This window comes from Streptomyces sp. NPDC060184 (genome assembly GCF_042728795.1).
Classification (GTDB): Bacteria; Actinomycetota; Actinomycetes; order Streptomycetales; family Streptomycetaceae; genus Streptomyces.
Genome location: NZ_JBHWYX010000007.1, coordinates 169,905 through 189,957, shown reverse-complemented (window position 1 = coordinate 189,957; position 20,053 = coordinate 169,905). Strand labels below are relative to the sequence as shown.

Sequence of the window (20,053 nt, the reverse complement as noted above, 5' to 3'; positions counted from 1 at the left end):
CCGGGGCTCTCGCACGTCCGGTGGGGAGGTGCGGGCGGTGCGGGCGGTGCGGCTCACCCGGAATCCTCCGGCGGCCGGAGCGGCAGCGGCCGGACCACCGGGCGCATGAACTCCCGTACGTAGGTGCGGTGCCACCACCGCCCGGTCGCCCGCAGCTCGACGGCGTCGGTGAAGCGGTACCGGTACACCGACGCCCGCACCTGCGCGGGCGGCCCTTCGGGGAAGGGGTTGTGGCCCAGCAGCCGCAGGGTGTCCCGGTCGCCGCGGAGCAGCCGCGCGGTGAGCGGCCCGAACCAGGAACGGGCGTACGCGGGGGAGAGCGCGGCGAACCACATCATCCAGTCGAGCCGCAGATGGTACGGAGCGAACTGGCGGGGGAGCCGCCCCGGATCTCCCGGCTTGCCCCGGAACCCGTACTCCCGCCACCGGGTGCCCGGGTGGATCACCGTGTCGTCGGTTCCCTCGATAACGACTTCGAGCCGCACTCTGCTGATGCTGCCGAACGCGCCGTAGGTGTTGACCAGATGGAGCGGGTCGTAGGAGCGGTTCATCACCTGGTGGCGGGAGAGCAGATTGCGGGCCGGCCGGTAACCGAGCACCAGGAGAAGAGCGGTGACCGCGCAGACCAGGACCTCGTACCAGAGCGGGGCGCCGGGCGGATGCCGGGGCGGCCCCGCGAGCGGGGACCAGTCGATCGCCGAGAGCGCGAGAGCGACCGTGAGCCAGTTCAGCCAGGCGAAGTTGCCGGAGAGGATCAGCCACAGCTGGGTGACGACCATGACGGCCGCCGCCACGCCCGCCACCGGCTGAGGGGTGAACAGAAGGAAGGGGAACAGGAGTTGGGTGACGTGGTTGGCGGCCACCTCCACCCGGTGCACGGGGGGCGGCAGGTGGTGGAAGAACCAGCTGAGCGGGCCCGGCATCGGCTGCGTCTCGTGGTGGAAGTCCAGGCAGGTCAGCCGGCGCCAGCACTCGTCCCCGCGCATCTTGATGAGACCGGCCCCGAACTCCACCCGGAACAGCAGCCAGCGCATCAGCCAGAGCACCAGGACCGGCGGCGCCGTCCGCCCGTTGCCGAGGAAGATCGCCAGGAATCCGGTCTCCAGCAGCAGCGACTCCCAGCCGAATCCGTACCAGACCTGCCCGACCTGCACGATCGAGAGGTACAGGGCCCAGGGCAGCGCCCACAGGAGCAGGGCGCCCCACAGCGGAAGCAGTCCGTCCGCTCCGGCCAGCAGCGCGACGGAGACCGCGCAGCCGGACCAGGCGACGGCCGCGAAGAAGCGGTCCGAGTAGTGGAGCCGGAAGAGCCCGGGAGCGGCGGTCCAGGGGGTGCGCCGCAGCAGTTCGGGCACCGGCAGCATGCCCCGCTCGCCGATCAGCGCGCGGAACTGGAGGGCGGCGGTGAGGAACGCGGTGAGATAGAGGGCGGCGAGAGCCCGCTGGAAGATCAGCCTGCTCAGCCCGTAGTTGTCCGCGGTGAACCAGTCCACCGGCGTCAGTATCGGTCAGCCCGGCCCCGCGCCGCGTGACCGACGCGGCGTTGGTGGCGGTCCGCCGTGCCGGTCCGGGCTCAGGCGGCGGCGATGCGGCGCAGGGTCCGCCCCAGGTACCGGGCGTAGCTCCGCTGGAGCACCCGGACGAGCGGTCCGGCCAGGCGGGTGTACCAGAGGGCGGGGCGGGAGAACGCGGTGACGGCGAACCAGACGGTGCCGTCGTCGGCGAGCTCCACGACGAAGGACTCCTCGCCCCGCTCCGGATGGCCGTCGAGCGTTCCGTACGCGAAGCCGATGCGCTCGCCGGTGTACTCGGCCCACACCACTTCGCAAGGAGCCTTGAGGTGCAACGGCCCCAGGCACAGGGTCACTTCGACGGATGCGCCCGCCTCCGCGCGGTCGGCGGACGCCGCGACGAGGAACCCCGTCGCGCGGTGCATGCGCCACTCGGTCACCGCGGCGCCGGCCGCCTCGAACGAGGCCCGGCCCCGGCCCACCGGGGCACGGTGGTGCAGATGGTCGTACCCGCCCGGCAGCGGGCGCCGACGGGTGGCGCCGGTCTCCGGATAGGTGAAGGTGTGCACGTCGGCCTTCCTTCCGTTCGCGCACGCCCGCCGGGCCACGGTGCCGCGGGCGCGGCACGCTTCACTTTAGTCGCAGTCTTGAACGCGTTCAAGACTGCGCCGGGCGGCCGTATCCCGGCTTGCGACCGGTAGTGAGGTGCGTCAGACATGAGGGGACCCACCACCCCCGTACGTACTGGCAGGAGAGCACCGTGCGCTCGTCCCGACGACTTCCGTATGCCCTCTCCGCCGCGGTCTCCGTGGCGGCACTCTCCGCGGCCGGGTGTTCCGGCGCACCCGGCGCCGCCCGGCCCGCCGCGACGACCGTCGGCCACGAGGTACTGCTCCAGCAGGCCGCCGCCCGGGGGCCCGCTCCGTTCACCCGGTCCACGGCCGGAGCGGTCCCCGGGGCCGAGGACGCACCGCCGCTCCCGGCGGGCGGCGCCCCCGCCGCCGCCCCGGCCGCCCACACCGTCACGGGCGACGCGGCGGGGCTCTACGGGGGCGTCCGGAACACGCCCAGTTGCGACGTGGGCGCGCAGGCCGACCTGCTGACCGAGGACTCCGCCCGGGCCCGCGCCTTCGCGCGGGTGGCGGGCATCGAAGCGGTGCAGATCCCCGGATACCTGCGCGCGCTCACCCCGGTGGTGCTGCGGGCCGACGTCCGCGTCACCGACCACGGCTTCGCCTCGGGTGCCCCGACCAGCTTCCAGACCGTGCTCCAGGCGGGCACCGCCGTGATGGTCGACAGCCGGGGACTGCCCCGGGTGCGGTGTGCCTCCGGCAATCCGCTCGCACCCGCGGTGCCCCTCACGGGACGGATCGCCGACCGGGGCGAACGCTGGGCCGGGTACGCCCCGGAGCGGGTGCTGGACATCGCCCCGAGCGCGGGCGTGCTGGAGAGCCTGGTCATCGCGGATCTCGTCGAGGGGACGTGGATCGAGCGGCCGAGCGGAGAGGGCGCCGAGGACGGCAATCCCGCCGTCCCGCCCGCGGCCGACCCGGGCAACGGGTTCTTCCCCTTCTCGCCCGGCGCGCCCGACGGAGCGCGGCAGGCGCCCGACGGCGCGGCCAACTCCGGCGCCGCCACCGGCCAGGACGGCGCCCCCGCCCCCGGCTCCCCGGACGCGGACGACGCGTCCGCCGACGGCCTGCCGGACTTCACCGGCGACGCGTCCGGGGAACTGCCGGACTTCACCGGGGACCCGGCCACCGACGGCCTGCCGGACTTCACGGGGGACGCGTCCGCCGACGGCCTGCCGGACTTCACCGGCGACGCGTCGGGGGAACTGCCGGACTTCACCGGGGACCCGGACCTCGGGCCCCAGGACCCCGTCGGCGGTCCGGGTGACTCCGGTGCGGCGGCGGTGGGACCGGAGACGTCCACCGCGTGACCGGGCCGGGGCCGCGCGTCGCGGAGCGTCCGGTCCACCTCTGAGCGAACCGCTCGAAGAATCGGACAAAGGGTGGCAGAGTGGCCGACATGGATGATCGGGTAGCGGGTGCCCTGTCATTCCCGGAAGACTGGCCCGCCCACCCGGACCTCAGCCTCGCCCTGAACCGAATGGGCAGCTTCGACTGGGATCTGGACAGCGGCCTCATGCACATGGACCAGCCCGCACTGGACGTGTTCGACCTGCGGGCCGAGGAGTACGACGACCAGCCGGCCTCCCTCTCCCTGCGGGTGCCCGAGGACGAGGGGGCCCGGCTCGACGCCATGGTGACGCAGGCGCTGAAAGCGGGGCGGGAGAGCTACGGCGCCTACTTCCGCTGCCGGCTCCGCGACGGCTCGCTGCGCTGGACCCACACGCAGGGGTTCATCCGCCGCGACGACGAGGGCAGGCCACGCCGCATCCTGGGCATCGTCCGGGACGCCTCCCAGGAGCTGGCCGACTCCGCCGCACGTCAGGAACTCGACGAGGAGCGGCGCCGGCGGACCAGCCTGGTGCAGGCCACGTCGGCGGCGCTCGCCAGCGCGCGTACGGTGCAGGACGTCATCGACGTGCTCAAGAACTCCCGGGGCCTGGCCCACCTGGGAGCGACCAGCCTCGTCATGGGGCTGCTGGAGGCCGGGCGCATCCACCTGGTGGCCGACGGGCCCGAGGGGTCGTTCGTGCCGGGCACCCGCTACACGCGGGTGGACGAGCGGTACCCGATGAGCGAGGTGCTGCGGACGCTGGACCCCCGGTTCATCGAGACCTCCGACGACTTCGCCACCTCCTACCCCGAGCTCTGGGACCAGGTCGGCCATCTCGGGATCACGTCCGCCGCCTATCTGCCGCTGATCGCCCAGGCGCGTCCGATCGGCGCGCTCGGGCTGCTGTACAACGACCGGGTGGGTTTCGCCGCGGACGAGCGCAACCTCCTGGTCTCCCTGGGCAGTTCGATCGCGCAGAGCCTCCAGCGCGCGATGCTCTACGAACAGGAGCACGACCTCGCCGAGGGCCTCCAGCAGGCGATGCTGCCGCGCCGCATTCCGGAAGTGCCGGGCGCGCAGGTCGCCGTCCGCTACCGCTCCGCCCGGATGGGGCGCGACATCGGCGGTGACTGGTACGACGTCATCCCGCTTCCCGGCGGCCGGGTCGGCGCCGTCATCGGGGACGTGCAGGGCCATGACACCCATGCCGCGGCCGTGATGGGGCAGCTCCGGATCGTGCTGCGGGCCTACGCGGCCGAGGGGCACAGCCCCGCCACGGTCATGGCCCGCGCCTCCGTCTTCCTGCACGAGCTGGACACCGACCGCTTCGCCACCTGCAACTACGCCGAGGTCGACCTGACCACCGGGGTGATGCAGATGGTCCGGGCCGGGCACATGGAACCTCTGGTCCGCAACCCCGACGGCAGCTGCCGCAAGCTGTTCGTCGAAGGCGGCCTTCCGCTGGGGCTCTCCGCCGAGTTCGGCCGCCTGGACTATCCGGTGTCCACCGTCGAGCTCGACCCCGGGCAGACGCTGGTGTTCTACACCGACGGGCTGGTGGAGCTGCCCGACACCGATTTCGACACCGGGATGCGGCTGCTGACCGACATGGTGCGGGGCGGCCCGCAGGACATCCGGCGCCTCGCCGCCCAGCTCTGCGATTCGGTCGACGAGCGCGGCGGCGAGGACGACGTGGCGGTCCTCCTGCTGCGGCGGGACGCAGCGCCCACACCGCAGCCCGGAGGGCGGCTGCGGCAGCACGTGGCCCAGAACGACCCCGAGGCGCTGAGTTCGGCCCGTCACATGATCAGGGCGGCGGTCCGCGCCTGGGGCGCCAGGGAGCGGGCGGACGAGATCGAACTCGCCGCCGACGAGCTGATCACCAACGCCCTGATGCACACGGACGGCGGGGCGATCGTCACCATCCGGATCCTCGCCGGAGGTGAGCGCCGCCTGCGGGTGGACGTGGAGGACCGCTCCAGCGCACTGCCGCGCCGCCGCGACGCGGGGGACGCCGGAGTCTCCGGGCGCGGGCTGATGCTCGTCGACCGGCTCGCCGACGTCTGGGGGGTGGAGTCACGGGGTGGCGGCAAGTGCGTCTGGGGCGAGTTCCTGATCCCCGAGCGGTTCGACCGGCCGGGGAGGCCCGGCCGCCGCGAGCCCCACGAGCTCCCCGACCGGCCCGCACCGCCCGACCGGCCCGGCGCCCCCGGACGGTTCGGCCCGTCCAGGCCTTCCTGAGCCCTCGCCCTCACCCGTTCAGGGACCGGACTTTGCCAGCCCGTGAACGGGTTCAAGCATCTACCGTGCGGTAGCGGAACGTAACATGTCTGTTCTTGACCGTAACCGACCGCCGTGGTTTCACTGGGGGTCGCACGGCGGTCCAGCTCCCCCGATGACATGAGGTCCCCCATGGGTACCGAACTGCTCGCCCCTCTCGATCTGGCCTTCTGGCACCTGGAGTCCGAGGCCCACCCGATGCACTTGGGCGCCCTCGCCGTCTTCTCCCCGGTGCCCAGCGGCCCCCGGCAGGACGTGCTGGAACTGCTCCGGGAGCGCGCGGCGGCCGTACCCCGGCTCCGGATGCGGGTACGGGACGTCCTGCTGCCCCTCGGCGGCGCGGCCTGGTCCACCGACAAGGACTTCGACGTCCGCCGCCATGTGCGCCGCACCGCCCTGCCCCCGGGGGACTTCATGGCGGCGGCGACCTCCCTCGCGGGCGACCTGATGGAACGCCCGATCGCCCGGGGGCTGCCGCCCTGGGAGATGTACCTGCTGGAGAGCGGTTTTGGCGACGGAGCGTTCGCCGTGCTCGTCAAGCTGCACCACGCGCTGGCCGACGGCATGCGCGCCGTCGCGATCGGCGCGGGGATCTTCGACGAGATCGCCGCCGTCGCCTCCCGCCGCGCCACGGCCGTACGGCGCGCACCCGTCCCGCCGCGCTCCTGGACGCCCGGCCCCCGGGAGGTCGCCGGGCTCGCGCTCGGCCGGCTCGAAGAGGTCGGGCGGGCGCTGGGCGTCGGGGCCTCCGTGGTGCGCGCGAGCCGGCTGGCGCCCGGGGGCTCCGGCGCCCTGGCGGCCGGCTCCAGTGGCACCCGGCGGCTCGTCACCGCGGACCTGGACGCCGCGGCCGTGCAGCGCGTCCGCAGGACCGAGGGCGGTACGGCCAACGACGTGCTGCTCGCCGTCGTCGCCGGGGCGCTGGGGCGGTGGATGGCCGGGCGCGGCGAGGAACCTTCCGGCGGCGACCCACGCGCCCTGGTGCCCGTCTCGCGACGGCGCCCCGGCGGGGCCGCCCAGAACGGCAACCGGCTCTCCGCCTACCTCCTCGGCCTCCCGGTCTCCGAGCCGGACCCCCGCCGCAGACTGCGGGCCGTACGCGTCGCGATGGAGCGCAACAAGGCGGCGGGCCCGTTGAAGGGCGCGGGAGCCGTCGCCGTACTGGCCGACCGGCTGCCGCCGCTCGCCCACCGCTTCGGCGCCCCCCTCGCCGGGAGCGCGGCCCGGATGCTCTTCGACCTCCTGGTCACCAGCGTCCCGCTGCCGCGCGCCGCGCTCTCGCTGGGTGGCTGCCCGCTGCGCTCCCTCTACCCGATGGCCCCGCTGGCGCGCGGACAGTCCCTCGCCGTGGCGCTCTCCACGTACGGCGGGCGGGTGCACGTCGGCCTGGTCGCAGACGGCCGGGCGCTGCCCGACCTCGACCGGCTCGGGGCGGCGATGACGGACGAGCTCGCGGCGCTCCAGGAGCTCGCCGGGGAGCCCCTGCGCTCGCTCGACCTGATGGAGTGATCGGACTGATTCTCGGTAAAGGGGGGAAATGAGCAGCGTCCGTCCGGTTGACTTGCCCCAGTGATCCGATGAATTATCGCCCTGTACGGAAAGCGATCATTCAGTGAGGGCGGCAGGCCATGCGGCGCAGCACACTCGGACGTACCGCCGTCGAGGTCACCGAACTGTCCTTCGGGGCAGCGGCCATCGGCAATCTCTTCAGCGCCGTCGACCCCGAGCAGGCGGCCCTCGCGGTGGACGCCGCGTGGGACGAGGGCGTCCGGCACTTCGACACCGCCCCGCACTACGGCCTCGGCCTCTCCGAGCGGCGGCTCGGCGCCGCCCTGCGGTCGAGGCCCCGTGCCTCGTACACCCTCTCCACCAAGGTCGGGCGGATCCTCGACCCGCTTCCCGCCGGGACCTCCGTGCCCGACGGCGGCCTCGACGACGGGTTCGCCGTCCCGGTGACCCACCGCAGGCGCTGGGACTTCAGCGCCGACGGGGTGCGCAGGTCCATCGAGGACAGCCTCGGGCGCCTCGGCCTCGACCGCGTCGACGTGGCCTATCTGCACGACCCCGACGACCACGCGGAAGCCGCCTTCGGTGAGGCCTACCCCGCCCTGGAACGGCTGCGCGACGAGGGTGTCGTCGGCGCGATCGGCGCCGGAATGAACCAGACCGCCCTGCTCACCCGCTTCCTGCGGGACACCGACGTCGACGTCGTGCTCTGCGCGGGCCGCCACACCCTGCTCGACGGCAGCGCGCTGGACGAACTCCTCCCCGAGGCCGAGGCCCGGGGCCGCAGCGTCGTCGTCGGCGGCGTCTTCAACTCGGGCCTCCTCGCCGACCCGCGCCCCGGCGCCCCGTACGACTACGCGGCGGCCCCCGCCGAACTGCTCGAACGCGCCCTGCGCATGAAGGCCGTCACCGAGGCGCACGGCGTCCCGCTGCGCGCCGCCGCCCTGCACCACTCCCTCGCCCACCCGGCCGTCGCCAGCGTGCTGGTCGGCACCCGCTCGCCCGACGAGGTGCGCGACGCCGCCGCCCTGCTGCGTACCCCGCTGCCGTCCGCGCTCTGGGACGACCTGCGGGCCGAAGGGCTCCTCCCGGCCCCCGGCGCGCCCACCGGGTCCCGTACCCCCGGGCAGCGCTGACATGGCCGCGCCCGCCACGGTCGTCGACGCCCACCACCACGTCTGGGACCTCTCCGTACGCGACCAGGAGTGGATCACCGGCGAAGAACTCGCGCCCATCCGGCGCGACTTCACCCTCGCCGACCTGGAACCCGAAGCACGGGCGGCAGGCGTGGGCGCCACCGTCCTCGTCCAGACCGTCACCGTCGCCGAGGAGACGCCCGAGTTCCTCGCCCTCGCCCACGGCAGCGACCTCGTCGCCGGAGTCGTCGGCTGGACCGACCTCACCGCCCCGGACGTCGCCGACGCCCTCGCCGCGCTGCGGGAGCTGCCCGGTGGCGACCTGCTGACCGGCATCCGCCACCAGGTCCAGGGCGAGAGCGACCCACGCTGGCTGCTCCGACCCGACGTGCTGCGCGGCCTCGCGGCCGTCGCCGACGCGGGACTCGCCTACGACCTGATCGTCCGCCCCCACCAGCTGCCCGCCGCCACGGCCGCCGCCGCGCAGCTGCCCGCGCTCACCTTCGTACTCGACCACGCCGGGAAGCCCCCCGTCGCCCAGGGACACCTCCAGCCCTGGGCCGACGACCTGCGCGCACTGGCCGCGCTGCCGAACACGGTCTGCAAGCTCTCCGGCCTCGTCACCGAAGCCGACCCGCACCACTGGACCACGGACGACCTGCGCCCCTTCACCGACGTCCTGCTCGACGCGTTCGGACCGCACCGGCTGATGTTCGGCTCGGACTGGCCGGTGTGCCGGCTCGCCGCCCCGTACGCGGAGGTCCTGGAGGCCGCGCGCACGCTCACCGCCGCCCTCTCCGCGGACGAGCGCGCCGCAGTCTTCGCCGGGACGGCGACCCGCGTGTACCGGCTCGGCTGAAGCGGGTTGCGGAAGTTCCGCCCGTCCGGCGGCACCCGGCACACGCCCTGACCGCCCCGGGCGGCCCGGCCAGCGGTGGCCGACCGTACGGGGCCTGCGGCAGGCTGGACACATGCCCGAGCTGCCGGAAGTCGAAGCCCTGCGGGTCTTCCTCGGCGACCACCTGGTCGGCAGGGAGATCGCCCGCGTCCTCCCGCTCTCCGTCAACGTGCTCAAGACGTACGACCCGCCACCCGCCGCACTCGAGGGCAGCAGCGTCACCTCGGTGGACCGGCACGGCAAGTTTCTCGACATCGGCGCCGGACCGCTGCACCTCGTCACCCATCTGGCCCGGGCGGGCTGGCTCCGCTGGCGGGACTCCTTCCCCGCCAAACCGCCCGGCCCCGGCAAGGGGCCGCTCGCCCTGCGCGTGGTCCTCGCGGGCGACGACGGATTCGACCTGACCGAGATGGGCAGCAAGAAACGGCTCGCCGTGTACCTCGTCCACGACCCGACGGAGGTGCCCGGCATCGCCCGGCTCGGCCCCGACCCGCTCGCCCCGGACTTCGACCGGGACGCCCTCGCCGCCCTCCTTCACGGGGAGCGCCGCCAGATCAAGGGCGCGCTCCGCGACCAGTCGCTGATCGCGGGCATCGGCAACGCCTACAGCGACGAGATCCTGCACGCCGCGAAGATGTCCCCGTTCAAGCGCACCGCCGACCTCGGCGAGGACGACATCAGCCGCCTCCACGCCGCCCTGCGCACCACCCTGGAGGACGCGGTCGCCCGCTCCAGCGGGGTCGCCGCCGGCGCGCTCAAGTCCGAGAAGCGCAGTGGCATGCGGGTCCACGGACGCGCGGGGGAGCCGTGCCCGGTCTGCGGGGACACCGTCCTGGAAGTGTCCTTCAGCGACTCCGCGCTCCAGTACTGCCCCACCTGCCAGACCGGCGGGAAGCCGCTCGCCGACCGCAGGACCTCACGCTTCCTGAAGTGAACGGTCCGCACGCCTCCCGGAGCGGGCGGAACAAAGCCCGCCGGACACCGCCTACACTCCGGCCTCATGCTGCGCGTACTCGCCGTCGACGACGAAGAACCGGCCCTGGAAGAACTCCTCTACCTCCTGCGCGCCGACCCCCGCGTCCGCAGCGCCGAAGGGGCCACCGGTGCCACCGAGGCGCTGCGTCGCATCGGCGCCGCGGTCGACGCGGGCCCCGACGGCCCCGGCGCGATCGACGTCGTCTTCCTGGACATCCACATGGCCGGCCTCACCGGTCTCGACATCGCCCAACTGCTGGCCGGGTTCGCCGCGCCGCCGCTCATCGTCTTCGTCACCGCCCACGAGGGGTTCGCCGGCCACGCCTGGGACCTCAAGGCCGTCGACTACGTGCTCAAGCCCGTGCGCCGCGAACGCCTCGCCGAGGCCGTCCGCCGCGTCGCCGAACAGATGGGGGAGCGCACCGCCCCCGCGCACGACACGGGCGGCGACCCGGTGCAGGTCGAACTCGGCGGAGTGATCCGGTTCGTGCCCGTCGAGGACATCGCGTACGCCGAGGCCCAGGGCGACTACGCCCGCCTGCACACCGACACCGGCAGCCACCTCGTACGGATCCCGCTCACCACGCTGGAGGAGCGCTGGCGCTCCCGGGGCTTCGTCCGCATCCACCGCCGCCACCTCGTCGCCCTCGCCCGCATCGACGAGCTCCGCCTGGACGCGGGCAGCATGAGCGTCCGCATCGGCGGTGCGGAACTCGCCGTCAGCCGCCGCCACAGCCGCGCCCTGCGCGATCTGCTGATGCGCCAGGGGAGCCGCTGACCAGGCCCCTTTCCAGCCGGCCCCCGCGCGCCCTAGACTTCCGGCCCATGTCAGCAGAGCCCACGCCCCGGCGCGAGGTCGTCACCGGAGTGCCCCGGCGGGTGCGTCCGCTGCCGCGCCACCTCACCCAGTCCGAGATCGACGAGCAGACCGCCCTCGGCGGAGCGTACGTACGCTCGCTGATGCGCAGCCAGCTCCGCGCCGGGCTTTCCGCCTTCGCCGCCCTCGCGCTCGTCGCCGGCACCCTCCCGCTCGTCTTCACCATCCTGCGCAGCGGCGCGGTCGTCTGGGCCGCCCTCGGCTTCGCCGCCTACCCGCCGATCACCCTGCTCGCCTGGTGGTACGTACGGCGGGCCGAGCGCAACGAGCGGGACTTCGCCCGGCTCGTGGAAGGCCGTCCCGCCCTGTGAGGAACCCCGCCGGCCGCCCGCCCGGCCCCGTCCCCCGCCCCGGCGAAGGGTGCCCCGCCCTGGCACGCCCCGGTGAAGGGTGCCCCGAACGGTGAACGTGCCCGACCACGCGGCGTCGTGGGCCGCGGTCGCCCTCGTCGTCCTCGCCACGGTGCTCGTCGGCGGATTCGGCCTGCGGATATCCCGCACCACCTCCGACTTCTACGTCGCCTCCCGCACCGTCCGCCCCCGGCTGAACGCCGCGGCGATCAGCGGCGAGTACCTCTCCGCCGCCTCCTTCCTCGGCATCGCCGGACTGGTGCTCGTGCACGGCCCCGACATGCTCTGGTACCCGGTCGGCTACACGGCCGGGTACCTGGTGCTCCTCTTCTTCGTCGCGGCCCCGCTGCGCCGCTCGGGGGCCTACACCCTGCCCGACTTCGCCGAAGGGCGCCTCGAATCGCGTCAGGTGCGCCGCCTGGTCAGCGTCTTCGTCGTCGGCGCGGGCTGGCTCTACCTCGTGCCCCAGCTCCAGGGCGCCGGGCTCACCCTCCAGATCCTCACCGGCGCACCCGGCTGGCTCGGGGACGTACTCGTCGCCTCGGTCGTCGTGGTCGCGGTCGCCGCGGGCGGAATGCGGTCGATCACCTTCGTCCAGGTCTTCCAGTACTGGCTGAAGCTGACCGCGCTCCTGGTCCCCGCGCTCTTCCTGGTACTGGCCTGGCAGGGCGACGGCCGCCCCGCCGTCGCCTTCACCGGGCAGCACGCCGTCTTCCGCGCCGACCACCCGCTCTACGCCACGTACGGCCTGATCGTCGCCACCTTCCTCGGCACCATGGGGCTCCCGCACGTCGTCGTCCGCTTCTACACCAGCCCCAACGGCCGCGACGCGCGCCGCACCACCGTGGCCGTCCTCGCGCTCGTCGGCGTCTTCTACCTGCTGCCGCCCGTCTACGGAGCGCTGGGGCGCCTGTACGCCCCCGAACTGCGGCACGGCGGCAACGCCGACGCGGCCGTCCTGCTGCTGCCCGCGCGGGTCGTCGGAGGGCTCGGCGGCGACCTGCTGGGCGCGCTGATCGCCGGAGGCGCCTTCGCCGCGTTCCTCTCCACCGCCTCCGGCCTGACCGTCGCCGTGGCCGGAGTCATCACCCAGGACGTCCTGCCGCAGCGCGGCGTGCGCTACTTCCGGCCCGCGACCGTCCTCGCCATCGCCGTTCCCCTGGCCGGGTCGCTGCTGGTCAGCAGGGTGCCGGTGGCCGACGCGGTGGCCATGGCCTTCGCCGTCTCCGCCTCCTCCTTCTGCCCCCTGCTGGTGCTCGGCATCTGGTGGCGCCGGCTCACCCCGCCCGGAGCCGTCGCCGGACTGCTGCTCGGTGGCGGCTCGGCGCTCCTCGCCGTCGCGATCACGGTGAGCGGCGCCGTACGGCCGCCGGGCTGGCCCCACGCGCTGCTGGCCTGGCCCGCCGTGTGGTCGGTGCCGGTCGGCTTCCTCGCGATGATCCTCGTCTCGCTCGCCACCCCGGGGCGCGTACCCCCGGGCACCAACGCGACGATGACCCGCTTCCACCTGCCGGAAGCCCTGACCACGGGGAGGGACCGGTGACCGGGGCGCAGATCGCGGTCCTCGCCGTGCCCGCCGCCCTGCTGGCCGGAGCCGCCTTCCTGCTGGGCCGCCGCACCGCGCGCCCCGTGCGGCCCAGCGACGTCGGGACCCCCGTCGAGCACGCGACCTTCGAGACCCTGCACACCGCGTCGCTGGCCGCGCCCCCGCTGCGGGCCGGGCTGACCGATGACAGCGCCCGGCGCTCCGCCCGCCGGCTGCGCTCCCTGCTGGGCACCGACGCGCTCTGCCTCACCGACCGGGAGCGGGTCCTCGTCTGGGACGGCGCGGGACACCACCACGGCCCGGACGTCATGGAACAGGTCAAGAACCTGCTGGAGAACGGCCGCGACACCGCCTTCACCACCGACTGCGAGCACCTCGACTGCCCGCTGCGCTGGGCGGTGGCCGTACCGCTCACCGTCGACAACCGGGTCCTCGGGGCACTCGTCGCCCACGCGCCGCGCGAGTCGGCGGTGCTGGCGCGCGCGACGGGCGAGGTGGGCCGCTGGGTCTGCGTCCAGCTGGAACTCGCCGAACTCGACCGCTCCCGCACCCGGTTGATCGAGGCCGAGATCAAGGCGCTGCGCGCCCAGATCTCCCCGCACTTCATCTTCAACTCGCTCGCCGCCATCGCCTCGTTCGTCCGCACCGACCCCGAGCAGGCCCGTGAACTTCTTCTGGAGTTCGCCGACTTCACCCGATACTCCTTCCGGCGCCACGGCGACTTCACCACGCTGGCGGACGAACTCCACTCCATCGACCAGTACTTGGCACTGGTGCGCGCCCGGTTCGGTGAGCGGCTCGCGGTCACCCTGCAAGTGGCTCCCGAGGTGCTGCCGGTCGCCCTGCCCTTCCTCTGCCTCCAGCCACTCGTCGAGAACGCGGTCAAGCACGGGCTCGAAGGGGCCGTCACCCGCAGCAGGATCACCATTTCCGCCCTGGACGCGGGCTCCGAGGCCGAGGTCGTCATCGAGGACGACGGCACCGGCATGGACCCCGAACGGCTGCGGCAGATCCTGCGGGGCGAGGGCGGCGCCTCGACCGGCATCGGCCTGCTCAACGTCGACGAGCGGCTGCGCCAGGTGTACGGCGACGACTACGGGCTCGTCATCGAGACCGGCGTCGGCGCGGGCATGAAGATCACCCTGCGGTTCCCCAAGTACCGGGCCGGCGTGCACGGTTCCTGACCGGGCGCCGTCCCGGGGCGTCCGCCTGGGTCGTGCGGTGAAAGGGGCGTCGTCCGCCCGACGGGCGGGACTCTCACAACACGGCCTGCACGGAGGTGGTGCAGGCCTCCGGCTGCCTCGCCCGCCCGGCCGGGCGGGACCTTTCGGAGTAGCCGGGCAGACCGCGCTGGAGCAGCCGGAGGGCGTAGTACGAGCGCGACTTGACCGTACCCGGCGGGATGCCGAGCACCTCGGCCGTCTCCCCGACGCTGAGCCCGTGGAAGTAGATCTCCTCCAGCACCGCACGGTGTTCGGGGCTCAGGCCGCGTACCGCCGCGCGCACGTCGAGGGAGCGTACCGCCGAGTCGGCGGTGTCCAGCGGGGCGGACGCGGACTCCAGCACGGAGTCGCTCACCTCGGCGGGGCGCGCCTGCCGGGACCGCCGCGCGTCGATGGCGAGGCGGCGGGCCACGGTGAAGAGCCACGGCCGCATGGACTCGTACGGCGCGGCGAAGGCCTCGGGATGCTGCCACGCGCGCACCAGCGTCTCCTGCACCAGGTCCTCGGCCCGCTGGCTGTCGCCGTAGGTCAGTTGCTGGAGGAAGTGCAGCAGCGCGGGGCCGTGTTCCCGTAGCAGCTCCGCGATGGTCCGTTCGTCGGTGGTCGTCGTGGACATCGTGGAACGTCCCTTCCCGCAGGTCGCAGACGGCCTCGTCGCCGCCTGGCGTATACGAACGCATCCGACGGGCCGAGGGCCAGGCTGTGGGCCGGAGCGTGCGACGAGCGGTCGCACGGTGCGGTGAACGGTCGCACGGTGCGCTGAACGGCCGTGAGCCCGGTCCTGCATCCGCCCGGCATCAGGGAACCACCGTCACCGGCCAGCGCCCCGCCTTCACCAGCCGCACCGCCACCGAGCCGATGATCCGGTGCCCGGCCGACTCGGAGGCGCCGACCACCACGGCGTCCGCCTTCAGCTCGTCCGCGGCGGTCACGAGTCCGTTGTACGGATCACCGGGGAAGGTGTGGAACTCCCAGCGCACGTCCCAGGTGTCCTTCATCCGCTCCGAGGAGCTGCGGATCTCGTTGATCAGCCCCTCCGCCACGTCGCCGGTGGTTCCCGACACGGGCGCTCCCAGCGCCGCCCCGGTGACCATCAGGGGCTGGACGTAGACCAGCGCCAGCGTGGCGTGCTGCCTGCGCGCGAGCCCGGCGGCATAGGCAGCCGCCCGCATGGAGGAATCGGAGCCGTCGATGCCCGCGACGATCACCTTGGGACCATCCGTGCCTCGTTCGAACTGGTGTCGCTGTTGGTCGGTCACGGCTGGAAGGCTAGCCGCTCCGGCGCGCGGCACCGAACAGGGTCCCACGTGCGGTGTTGGACCGGTCGGCACAGGTGCGGCCCTTCCAACGGGTGGACCTCGCCCGACCCTCGTGTCGCAAAGGCTGACGAAAGGATCTTCGTGCGAGCAGTTAGTCATGAAATATGAAGAGAAGCAGCCGGGGCGCCGGATGCTGCTGAGAATCGCCGCCGGGATCGGCGCGGCGGCCACCGTGCGCCTCATCGCGGCGGACCCGGCCGCCGCCCCCACCGGACCGGCCGCCGCCCCGCGGACCCCGTCGGCCGCAGGCCCGCCGGCCGCGGGGCCGCCCGCCACGGCACCCCGCCGGCCCTCCGCCTACCGGCTCCAGCCCATGGTCGGCCGGGCCGCCGAGGCCGCACCCCGCCGCCGCCCCGCGCTGCCGCCCGTCCGCACCCGGCCCTTCGAGGAGTTGCCGGACCTCGGGCACGCGATGGTGCTCACCTTCGACGACGGCCCCGACCCCGTCTACACCCCGCAGATCCTGGCCACCCTGCGCAGGCACCAGGTGCACGCCATGTTCTTCCTCTGCGGCGAGATGGCCGACGACAACCAGGATCTGGTGCGGGCCATCGCCGAGGACGGGCACGTGATCGGCAACCACACCTGGACGCACCCCCTGATGACCGGCCTGACCCGGGCGGAGGCGAGGGACGAGATCGAGCGGACCAGCGAGGTGATCCGGCGGACGGCCGGGGACGCGCCGCTCTGGTTCAGGGCGCCGTACGGGGCGTGGAACCGCAACGTCTTCGAGATCGGCGCGGAGCTGAACATGGAACCGATGGCCTGGACCGTCGACACACTGGACTGGGATACGCCCGGCACCGACACGATCATCGACCGGGTGCTGGACGGCGCGGCCCCGGGCGTGGTCGTCCTCTCCCACGACGCCGGGGGCAACCGTGCGCAGACCGTCGAGGCGCTTCCCCAGTACCTGCCCCGCCTGATCGACCAGGGTTACCGCCTCACGGTGCCGTACCGCACCTGAACCACCGGGGCCTCTTTGCTGGAAGCGGGCGTACGGCGCGTGCACCGATCGCGTACGGGAGCGGAGCGCCGCGGCGCCGCGCGCCCGGCCGGTCCGGCGGGAGGCCCCCGGGGACCCACCGCGCGGGCGGGCGTTCGGACGCCTCAGCGAGTCTCCACCAGGCGGGCGAAGACGACCACGTTCCCGTCGTACCCGCCGGCCTTCGTGTAGCCGCCGCCGCAGGTGATGACGCGGAGTTCGGCGTAGCCGGTGTCGCCGTACACCCGGGGGCCGGGGAAGTCGGCCTTGGAGAAGACCTCGACGCCGTAGATCTCGAAGACCGCGACCCGGCCGTCGTAACGGGTCACCTCCACGTGCTCGCCCTTCGTGAGGGCGCCGAGCCCGTAGAAGACGGCGGGCCCGGACAGGTTGTCCACATGGCCGACGATCACCGACGTTCCCCGCTGACCGGGGGAGATGCCGTTCTGGTACCAGCCCGCCAGGTTGGTGTCCTGCGGGGAGGGCGCCGCGATCCAGCCGTCCTGGTCGAGGCCCACGTCCACGATCGGGGCGTCCACCTTGATCACCGGAATCGAGACGCGGGCGGCGGGGGCGTACGGCAGCATCCGCACCGGCTCCGCGGCCGGCGGGAGGGGTTCGGCGTCCTGGGAGCTGTCGATCCGGGCGGCGGCCACCGGCTGCGGCGGCCCGGCGGGGACGTCGACGCCGTTCCTCATCAACGCGATCCCGGTGAGCATGACCAGGGCGACGGCACCCCAGGGAGTGTGTCTGGTCCGCTGGACCTTCCAGTTGTCCCGGCCCATGGTTCTCCCTTTCGTCGCCACGCTCGGCACGCTAAGGGCACGGGGGCACGACGGCGATCGGAGCGGCGCGAACGGGTGGTGCCGGATTTCCCGCAGGTCAGCCGCCTGCCTGTCGGAGTAATGGCCGGATAAAAGTTCTGACGGCCCGTGACCTGCGACTGAGTCAGGTCGCGCCGCGCACCGCTCGGCGTGTCGCCGTACCGGGGGCGGCGGTGCCGACATGCGACCCGTACGGGGTTCTGGTGAGGGTTCGTCATGGGACGCGTTCGACCGATCCCGGAGGAGAGGCTTCCGGGGCGCGTCCCGCTGGAGGTTCACACCATGCGTGTCACACGCGCTCTCGCGGTCACCGCGACGGCATTCGCGGCGGTCGGACTCGCCCCCTCGCTGGCCGCCGCCGGCGGCGGCCCGTCCCCGTCCGTCCCGGTGAACGTCACCGTCAACCCGCGCGCGGTCCACCAGGGTGCCACGCTGCAGATCAGCGCCCAGGGCTGCAACCGCGGGGGCCGGGTGTGGTCGAACGCGTTCCCGACGGTGGAGCTCTCGGCGGGCCGCACCGGCTACGCCACCGCGCGCATCCGCTACGACACCACCCCCGGGCACTACAACCTGTCGGTGCGCTGCAACAGCAACAGCAACAGCAACAACAGCAACAGCAACAACAACGGCAACAGCAACGGCAACAACAACGGGTTCGGCAACGACGACGTCAACGACTTCGGCAACGGCAACGGCAACGGCAACAACAACGGCAACGGCCCCGTGGCGACGGCGCGGTTCACCGTGCTCGACGGCCGGGGGGCCCAGGGCGGCCTCGGCGGCTCCATGGGGCCCGGTTCCACGGAGACGCGGATCGGCGGCGGGCTGGTGGCCGCGGCGGCCGTCGGCGGCGCCGTCTTCATCGTCCGCCGCCGCCGGACGAGCAATGCGGCCGTCTAGGACCCCGTCCCCGCCACCGCCCCCCGGCCCGATACGCGCGTCGCCCCGAGTCCTGGTTCAGGGACCCGGGGCGACCGACGTTCGCGCGCCTGTCCCGCCGGCCGGTACCGGTCAGTGGCGGCCGGCGGTGCCGCGGCGCCGTACGAAGAAGACGGTGCCGGTCGCGGCGACCAGGACGAGCGCCGCACCCAGGGCGATCTCCTCGCCGTCGAGCGACCCGATGCTCCCGCCGAGACCGCCCTGCACGCCCGCGGGAGCGGCCGGGGACGTGGAGCTCGCCGCCGCGACGGCCGTGGCGGTGCCGATCACCGGGGTGACGGGGGCGGGGGCGGTGGAGGTACCTGTGCTCGCGGTGCTGCTCGTGGTGGTGCTGCTCGTGCTGCTCGTGCCCGTGCCCGTGCCCGTGCCCGTGGTGCTGCTCGTGGTGGAGCTGGTCGTGCCCGTGCTCGTGGTGGTGCCGTCGGTGATGGTGAGGCTGGCGTTCTTGGCGTCGCCGCTGGAGCCGCATTTGAAGGTCACCGCGTAGATGGCACCCCGCTGGGCGTCCCCGTCCACCGTGGCGACGGCCGTGGTGGTTCCGCTGGGGATGACGGCGGTGTCGAAGACTCCCGAGGTGACGGTCGTCCCGCCCGAGCATCCGCCGCTGCCCAGAGTGACCTGTCCGCCGGGCGCGATCACCGAGGGCGTGACGGTGGGGGTGAACGGCGGGGTGCTCCCCCCGTCCTGCGCGGCGGCGGGAGAGGCGAGGAGGAGGGCGGTGGCGCCGGACAGGGCAAGGGGTGCGACACGTATCGCGCGCATGTGAGCCTCCGGGGACCGAGGCGTATCCGCGGAACCGGTTTCCGCGAGGCGGGAAGCACGAGGAAATACGTCTCGGTGTCCGACACGCTAGGAGCGCGCCACATCACCCGCGATCGGAGTAAGGCGAATGGGGCAGTGACGTCCCCCGGGCGGCTCGCCCCCCGGGGGGACGCGTCCATGCGGGGCCCTCCTCAGCCCGCCGCGTGCGGGAAGAGGTCGAAGAAGGGAGCGGCGGTCGCCGAGATGCCCCGTCCGAAGGGCGCGTCGAAGTCCCAGATCAGGAAGAGGAGGAAGGCGATCAGCACGCTGAAGAGGCCCGCGAGGAGCAGCTCTCTGAAGGTTCTGCGGATCTGCAGCGTGAAGATCAGCCCCACGGTCACCAGGGCGCCGATGATGAGACCGAACCACACCACCCCCGGCATCGTGGCGCCCGCGTTCTGCCCGCGCGCGCTGCGCGCGTCGTCGGCCGCCGCGACCTGGTCCACGAGCGGCTGGTAGGCCTGGCCCTCGTGGTCGTCCCGCGGGACGTACTCGGTGACGTCCGCGCGGATCGTGTCGAGGAGCCGGGTCCCCTCGTCCGTGAGGGAGCCGTGCTTCTCCATGTACCGCCATTCGTCGTCCACCACGTAGGAGACGTAGGCGTCGACGTCGGCGCGGATGCGGTTGCGGACCTCCGCCGGATAGACGGACGACCGCGCGTGCACCTCGTGCAGCGCCTGGGCCTCCAGGCGTACGGACTCCTGGGCGGAGCTGCGGCCCTCCCAGACGCCCGCGATGGCCAGGCCGAGCACGATGGCGTACACCACGCCGATCATCATCGTCATGTACTCGATGACGTCCGGCGTCTCCGAGGGGTCGTCGTCCTCGCCGACGCGGCGGTTGTTGAGGACGGTGATGGTGAGTACGACGGCACAGACCGATGCCATCGCGATGGAGAGGGCGATCCATTCCGACAAG

19 protein-coding genes are annotated in these 20,053 nt (G+C 73.4%); 12 read left to right on the top strand and 7 right to left on the bottom strand.

The annotated features are described in order from the left end of the window. Window positions 1-53: 53 nt before the first annotated feature. Together ACFWEE_RS07435 and ACFWEE_RS07430 are read right to left on the bottom strand one after the other, a co-directional pair. Window positions 54-1,493, bottom strand: a complete 1,440-nt coding sequence (locus ACFWEE_RS07435) for a lipase maturation factor family protein (RefSeq protein WP_386887235.1) — start codon at window positions 1,491-1,493, stop codon at window positions 54-56. A gap of 80 nt (window positions 1,494-1,573) precedes the next feature. Beyond that, window positions 1,574-2,080: a DUF1990 family protein gene (locus tag ACFWEE_RS07430; protein ID WP_386887233.1), complete on the bottom strand. Its 507-nt coding sequence runs from the start codon at window positions 2,078-2,080 to the stop codon at window positions 1,574-1,576. 191 nt (window positions 2,081-2,271) lie between these two features. On the opposite strand from ACFWEE_RS07430, the gene ACFWEE_RS07425 reads away from it, so the two are divergent. From ACFWEE_RS07425 to ACFWEE_RS07380, 10 genes are all read left to right on the top strand, one after another. After that, entirely contained in the window at window positions 2,272-3,453 is a 1,182-nt protein-coding gene (locus ACFWEE_RS07425) for a DUF6777 domain-containing protein (RefSeq protein ID WP_386887232.1), read from the top strand. An 89-nt stretch (window positions 3,454-3,542) separates the two neighbouring features. Further along, window positions 3,543-5,717: a SpoIIE family protein phosphatase gene (locus ACFWEE_RS07420; protein WP_386887231.1), complete on the top strand. Its 2,175-nt coding sequence runs from the start codon at window positions 3,543-3,545 to the stop codon at window positions 5,715-5,717. A 171-nt stretch (window positions 5,718-5,888) separates the two neighbouring features. Next, entirely contained in the window at window positions 5,889-7,265 is a 1,377-nt protein-coding gene (locus ACFWEE_RS07415; protein WP_386887229.1) for a wax ester/triacylglycerol synthase family O-acyltransferase, read from the top strand. A gap of 119 nt (window positions 7,266-7,384) precedes the next feature. After that, window positions 7,385-8,398, top strand: a complete 1,014-nt coding sequence (locus ACFWEE_RS07410; protein ID WP_386887228.1) for an aldo/keto reductase — start codon at window positions 7,385-7,387, stop codon at window positions 8,396-8,398. 1 nt (window position 8,399) lies between these two features. Continuing rightward, complete coding sequence (locus tag ACFWEE_RS07405; RefSeq protein WP_386887226.1) at window positions 8,400-9,257, top strand: amidohydrolase family protein; 858 nt, start codon at window positions 8,400-8,402, stop codon at window positions 9,255-9,257. Window positions 9,258-9,369: 112 nt separating this feature from the next. Then, complete coding sequence (locus ACFWEE_RS07400; protein ID WP_386887224.1) at window positions 9,370-10,230, top strand: Fpg/Nei family DNA glycosylase; 861 nt, start codon at window positions 9,370-9,372, stop codon at window positions 10,228-10,230. A gap of 66 nt (window positions 10,231-10,296) precedes the next feature. After that, window positions 10,297-11,049: a LytR/AlgR family response regulator transcription factor gene (locus ACFWEE_RS07395; protein ID WP_386887223.1), complete on the top strand. Its 753-nt coding sequence runs from the start codon at window positions 10,297-10,299 to the stop codon at window positions 11,047-11,049. A 47-nt stretch (window positions 11,050-11,096) separates the two neighbouring features. Beyond that, entirely contained in the window at window positions 11,097-11,459 is a 363-nt protein-coding gene (locus ACFWEE_RS07390; RefSeq protein ID WP_386887221.1) for a hypothetical protein, read from the top strand. 91 nt (window positions 11,460-11,550) lie between these two features. Then, window positions 11,551-13,041 carry a cation acetate symporter gene (locus tag ACFWEE_RS07385; RefSeq protein ID WP_386887219.1) on the top strand — a complete coding sequence of 497 codons (1,491 nt, stop codon included), beginning with the start codon at window positions 11,551-11,553 and terminating at the stop codon, window positions 13,039-13,041. Then, window positions 13,038-14,228 (top strand): sensor histidine kinase, encoded by a 1,191-nt coding sequence (locus ACFWEE_RS07380; protein ID WP_386887218.1) that lies wholly within the window; start codon window positions 13,038-13,040, stop codon window positions 14,226-14,228. The genes ACFWEE_RS07385 and ACFWEE_RS07380 overlap by 4 nt, the downstream gene beginning before the upstream one ends. A gap of 73 nt (window positions 14,229-14,301) precedes the next feature. Here ACFWEE_RS07380 and ACFWEE_RS07375 read toward each other — a convergent pair whose 3' ends face one another. Together ACFWEE_RS07375 and ACFWEE_RS07370 are read right to left on the bottom strand one after the other, a co-directional pair. Beyond that, window positions 14,302-14,883 carry a sigma-70 family RNA polymerase sigma factor gene (locus ACFWEE_RS07375; protein ID WP_386887216.1) on the bottom strand — a complete coding sequence of 194 codons (582 nt, stop codon included), beginning with the start codon at window positions 14,881-14,883 and terminating at the stop codon, window positions 14,302-14,304. 181 nt (window positions 14,884-15,064) lie between these two features. After that, the gene (locus ACFWEE_RS07370) at window positions 15,065-15,526 is read right to left on the bottom strand and encodes a universal stress protein (protein WP_386887214.1); all 462 of its coding nucleotides are present in this window, start codon (window positions 15,524-15,526) and stop codon (window positions 15,065-15,067) included. Between the two features lie 157 nt (window positions 15,527-15,683). Between ACFWEE_RS07370 and ACFWEE_RS07365 the strand changes: the two genes are divergently transcribed. Next, window positions 15,684-16,553: a polysaccharide deacetylase family protein gene (locus ACFWEE_RS07365; protein ID WP_386887212.1), complete on the top strand. Its 870-nt coding sequence runs from the start codon at window positions 15,684-15,686 to the stop codon at window positions 16,551-16,553. Window positions 16,554-16,696: 143 nt separating this feature from the next. Here the strand turns inward: ACFWEE_RS07365 and ACFWEE_RS07360 are convergent, their stop codons facing one another. Further along, window positions 16,697-17,356, bottom strand: a complete 660-nt coding sequence (locus ACFWEE_RS07360; RefSeq protein WP_386887266.1) for a class F sortase — start codon at window positions 17,354-17,356, stop codon at window positions 16,697-16,699. A 321-nt stretch (window positions 17,357-17,677) separates the two neighbouring features. On the opposite strand from ACFWEE_RS07360, the gene ACFWEE_RS07355 reads away from it, so the two are divergent. Next, on the top strand, window positions 17,678-18,295 hold the full coding sequence (locus ACFWEE_RS07355) for a hypothetical protein (protein ID WP_386887210.1): 618 nt from the start codon (window positions 17,678-17,680) through the stop codon (window positions 18,293-18,295). A 111-nt stretch (window positions 18,296-18,406) separates the two neighbouring features. Here ACFWEE_RS07355 and ACFWEE_RS07350 read toward each other — a convergent pair whose 3' ends face one another. Together ACFWEE_RS07350 and ACFWEE_RS07345 are read right to left on the bottom strand one after the other, a co-directional pair. After that, complete coding sequence (locus ACFWEE_RS07350; protein ID WP_386887209.1) at window positions 18,407-19,096, bottom strand: hypothetical protein; 690 nt, start codon at window positions 19,094-19,096, stop codon at window positions 18,407-18,409. A gap of 191 nt (window positions 19,097-19,287) precedes the next feature. Beyond that, window positions 19,288-20,052, bottom strand: a complete 765-nt coding sequence (locus ACFWEE_RS07345; RefSeq protein WP_386887207.1) for a hypothetical protein — start codon at window positions 20,050-20,052, stop codon at window positions 19,288-19,290. Window position 20,053: the final 1 nt, after the last annotated feature.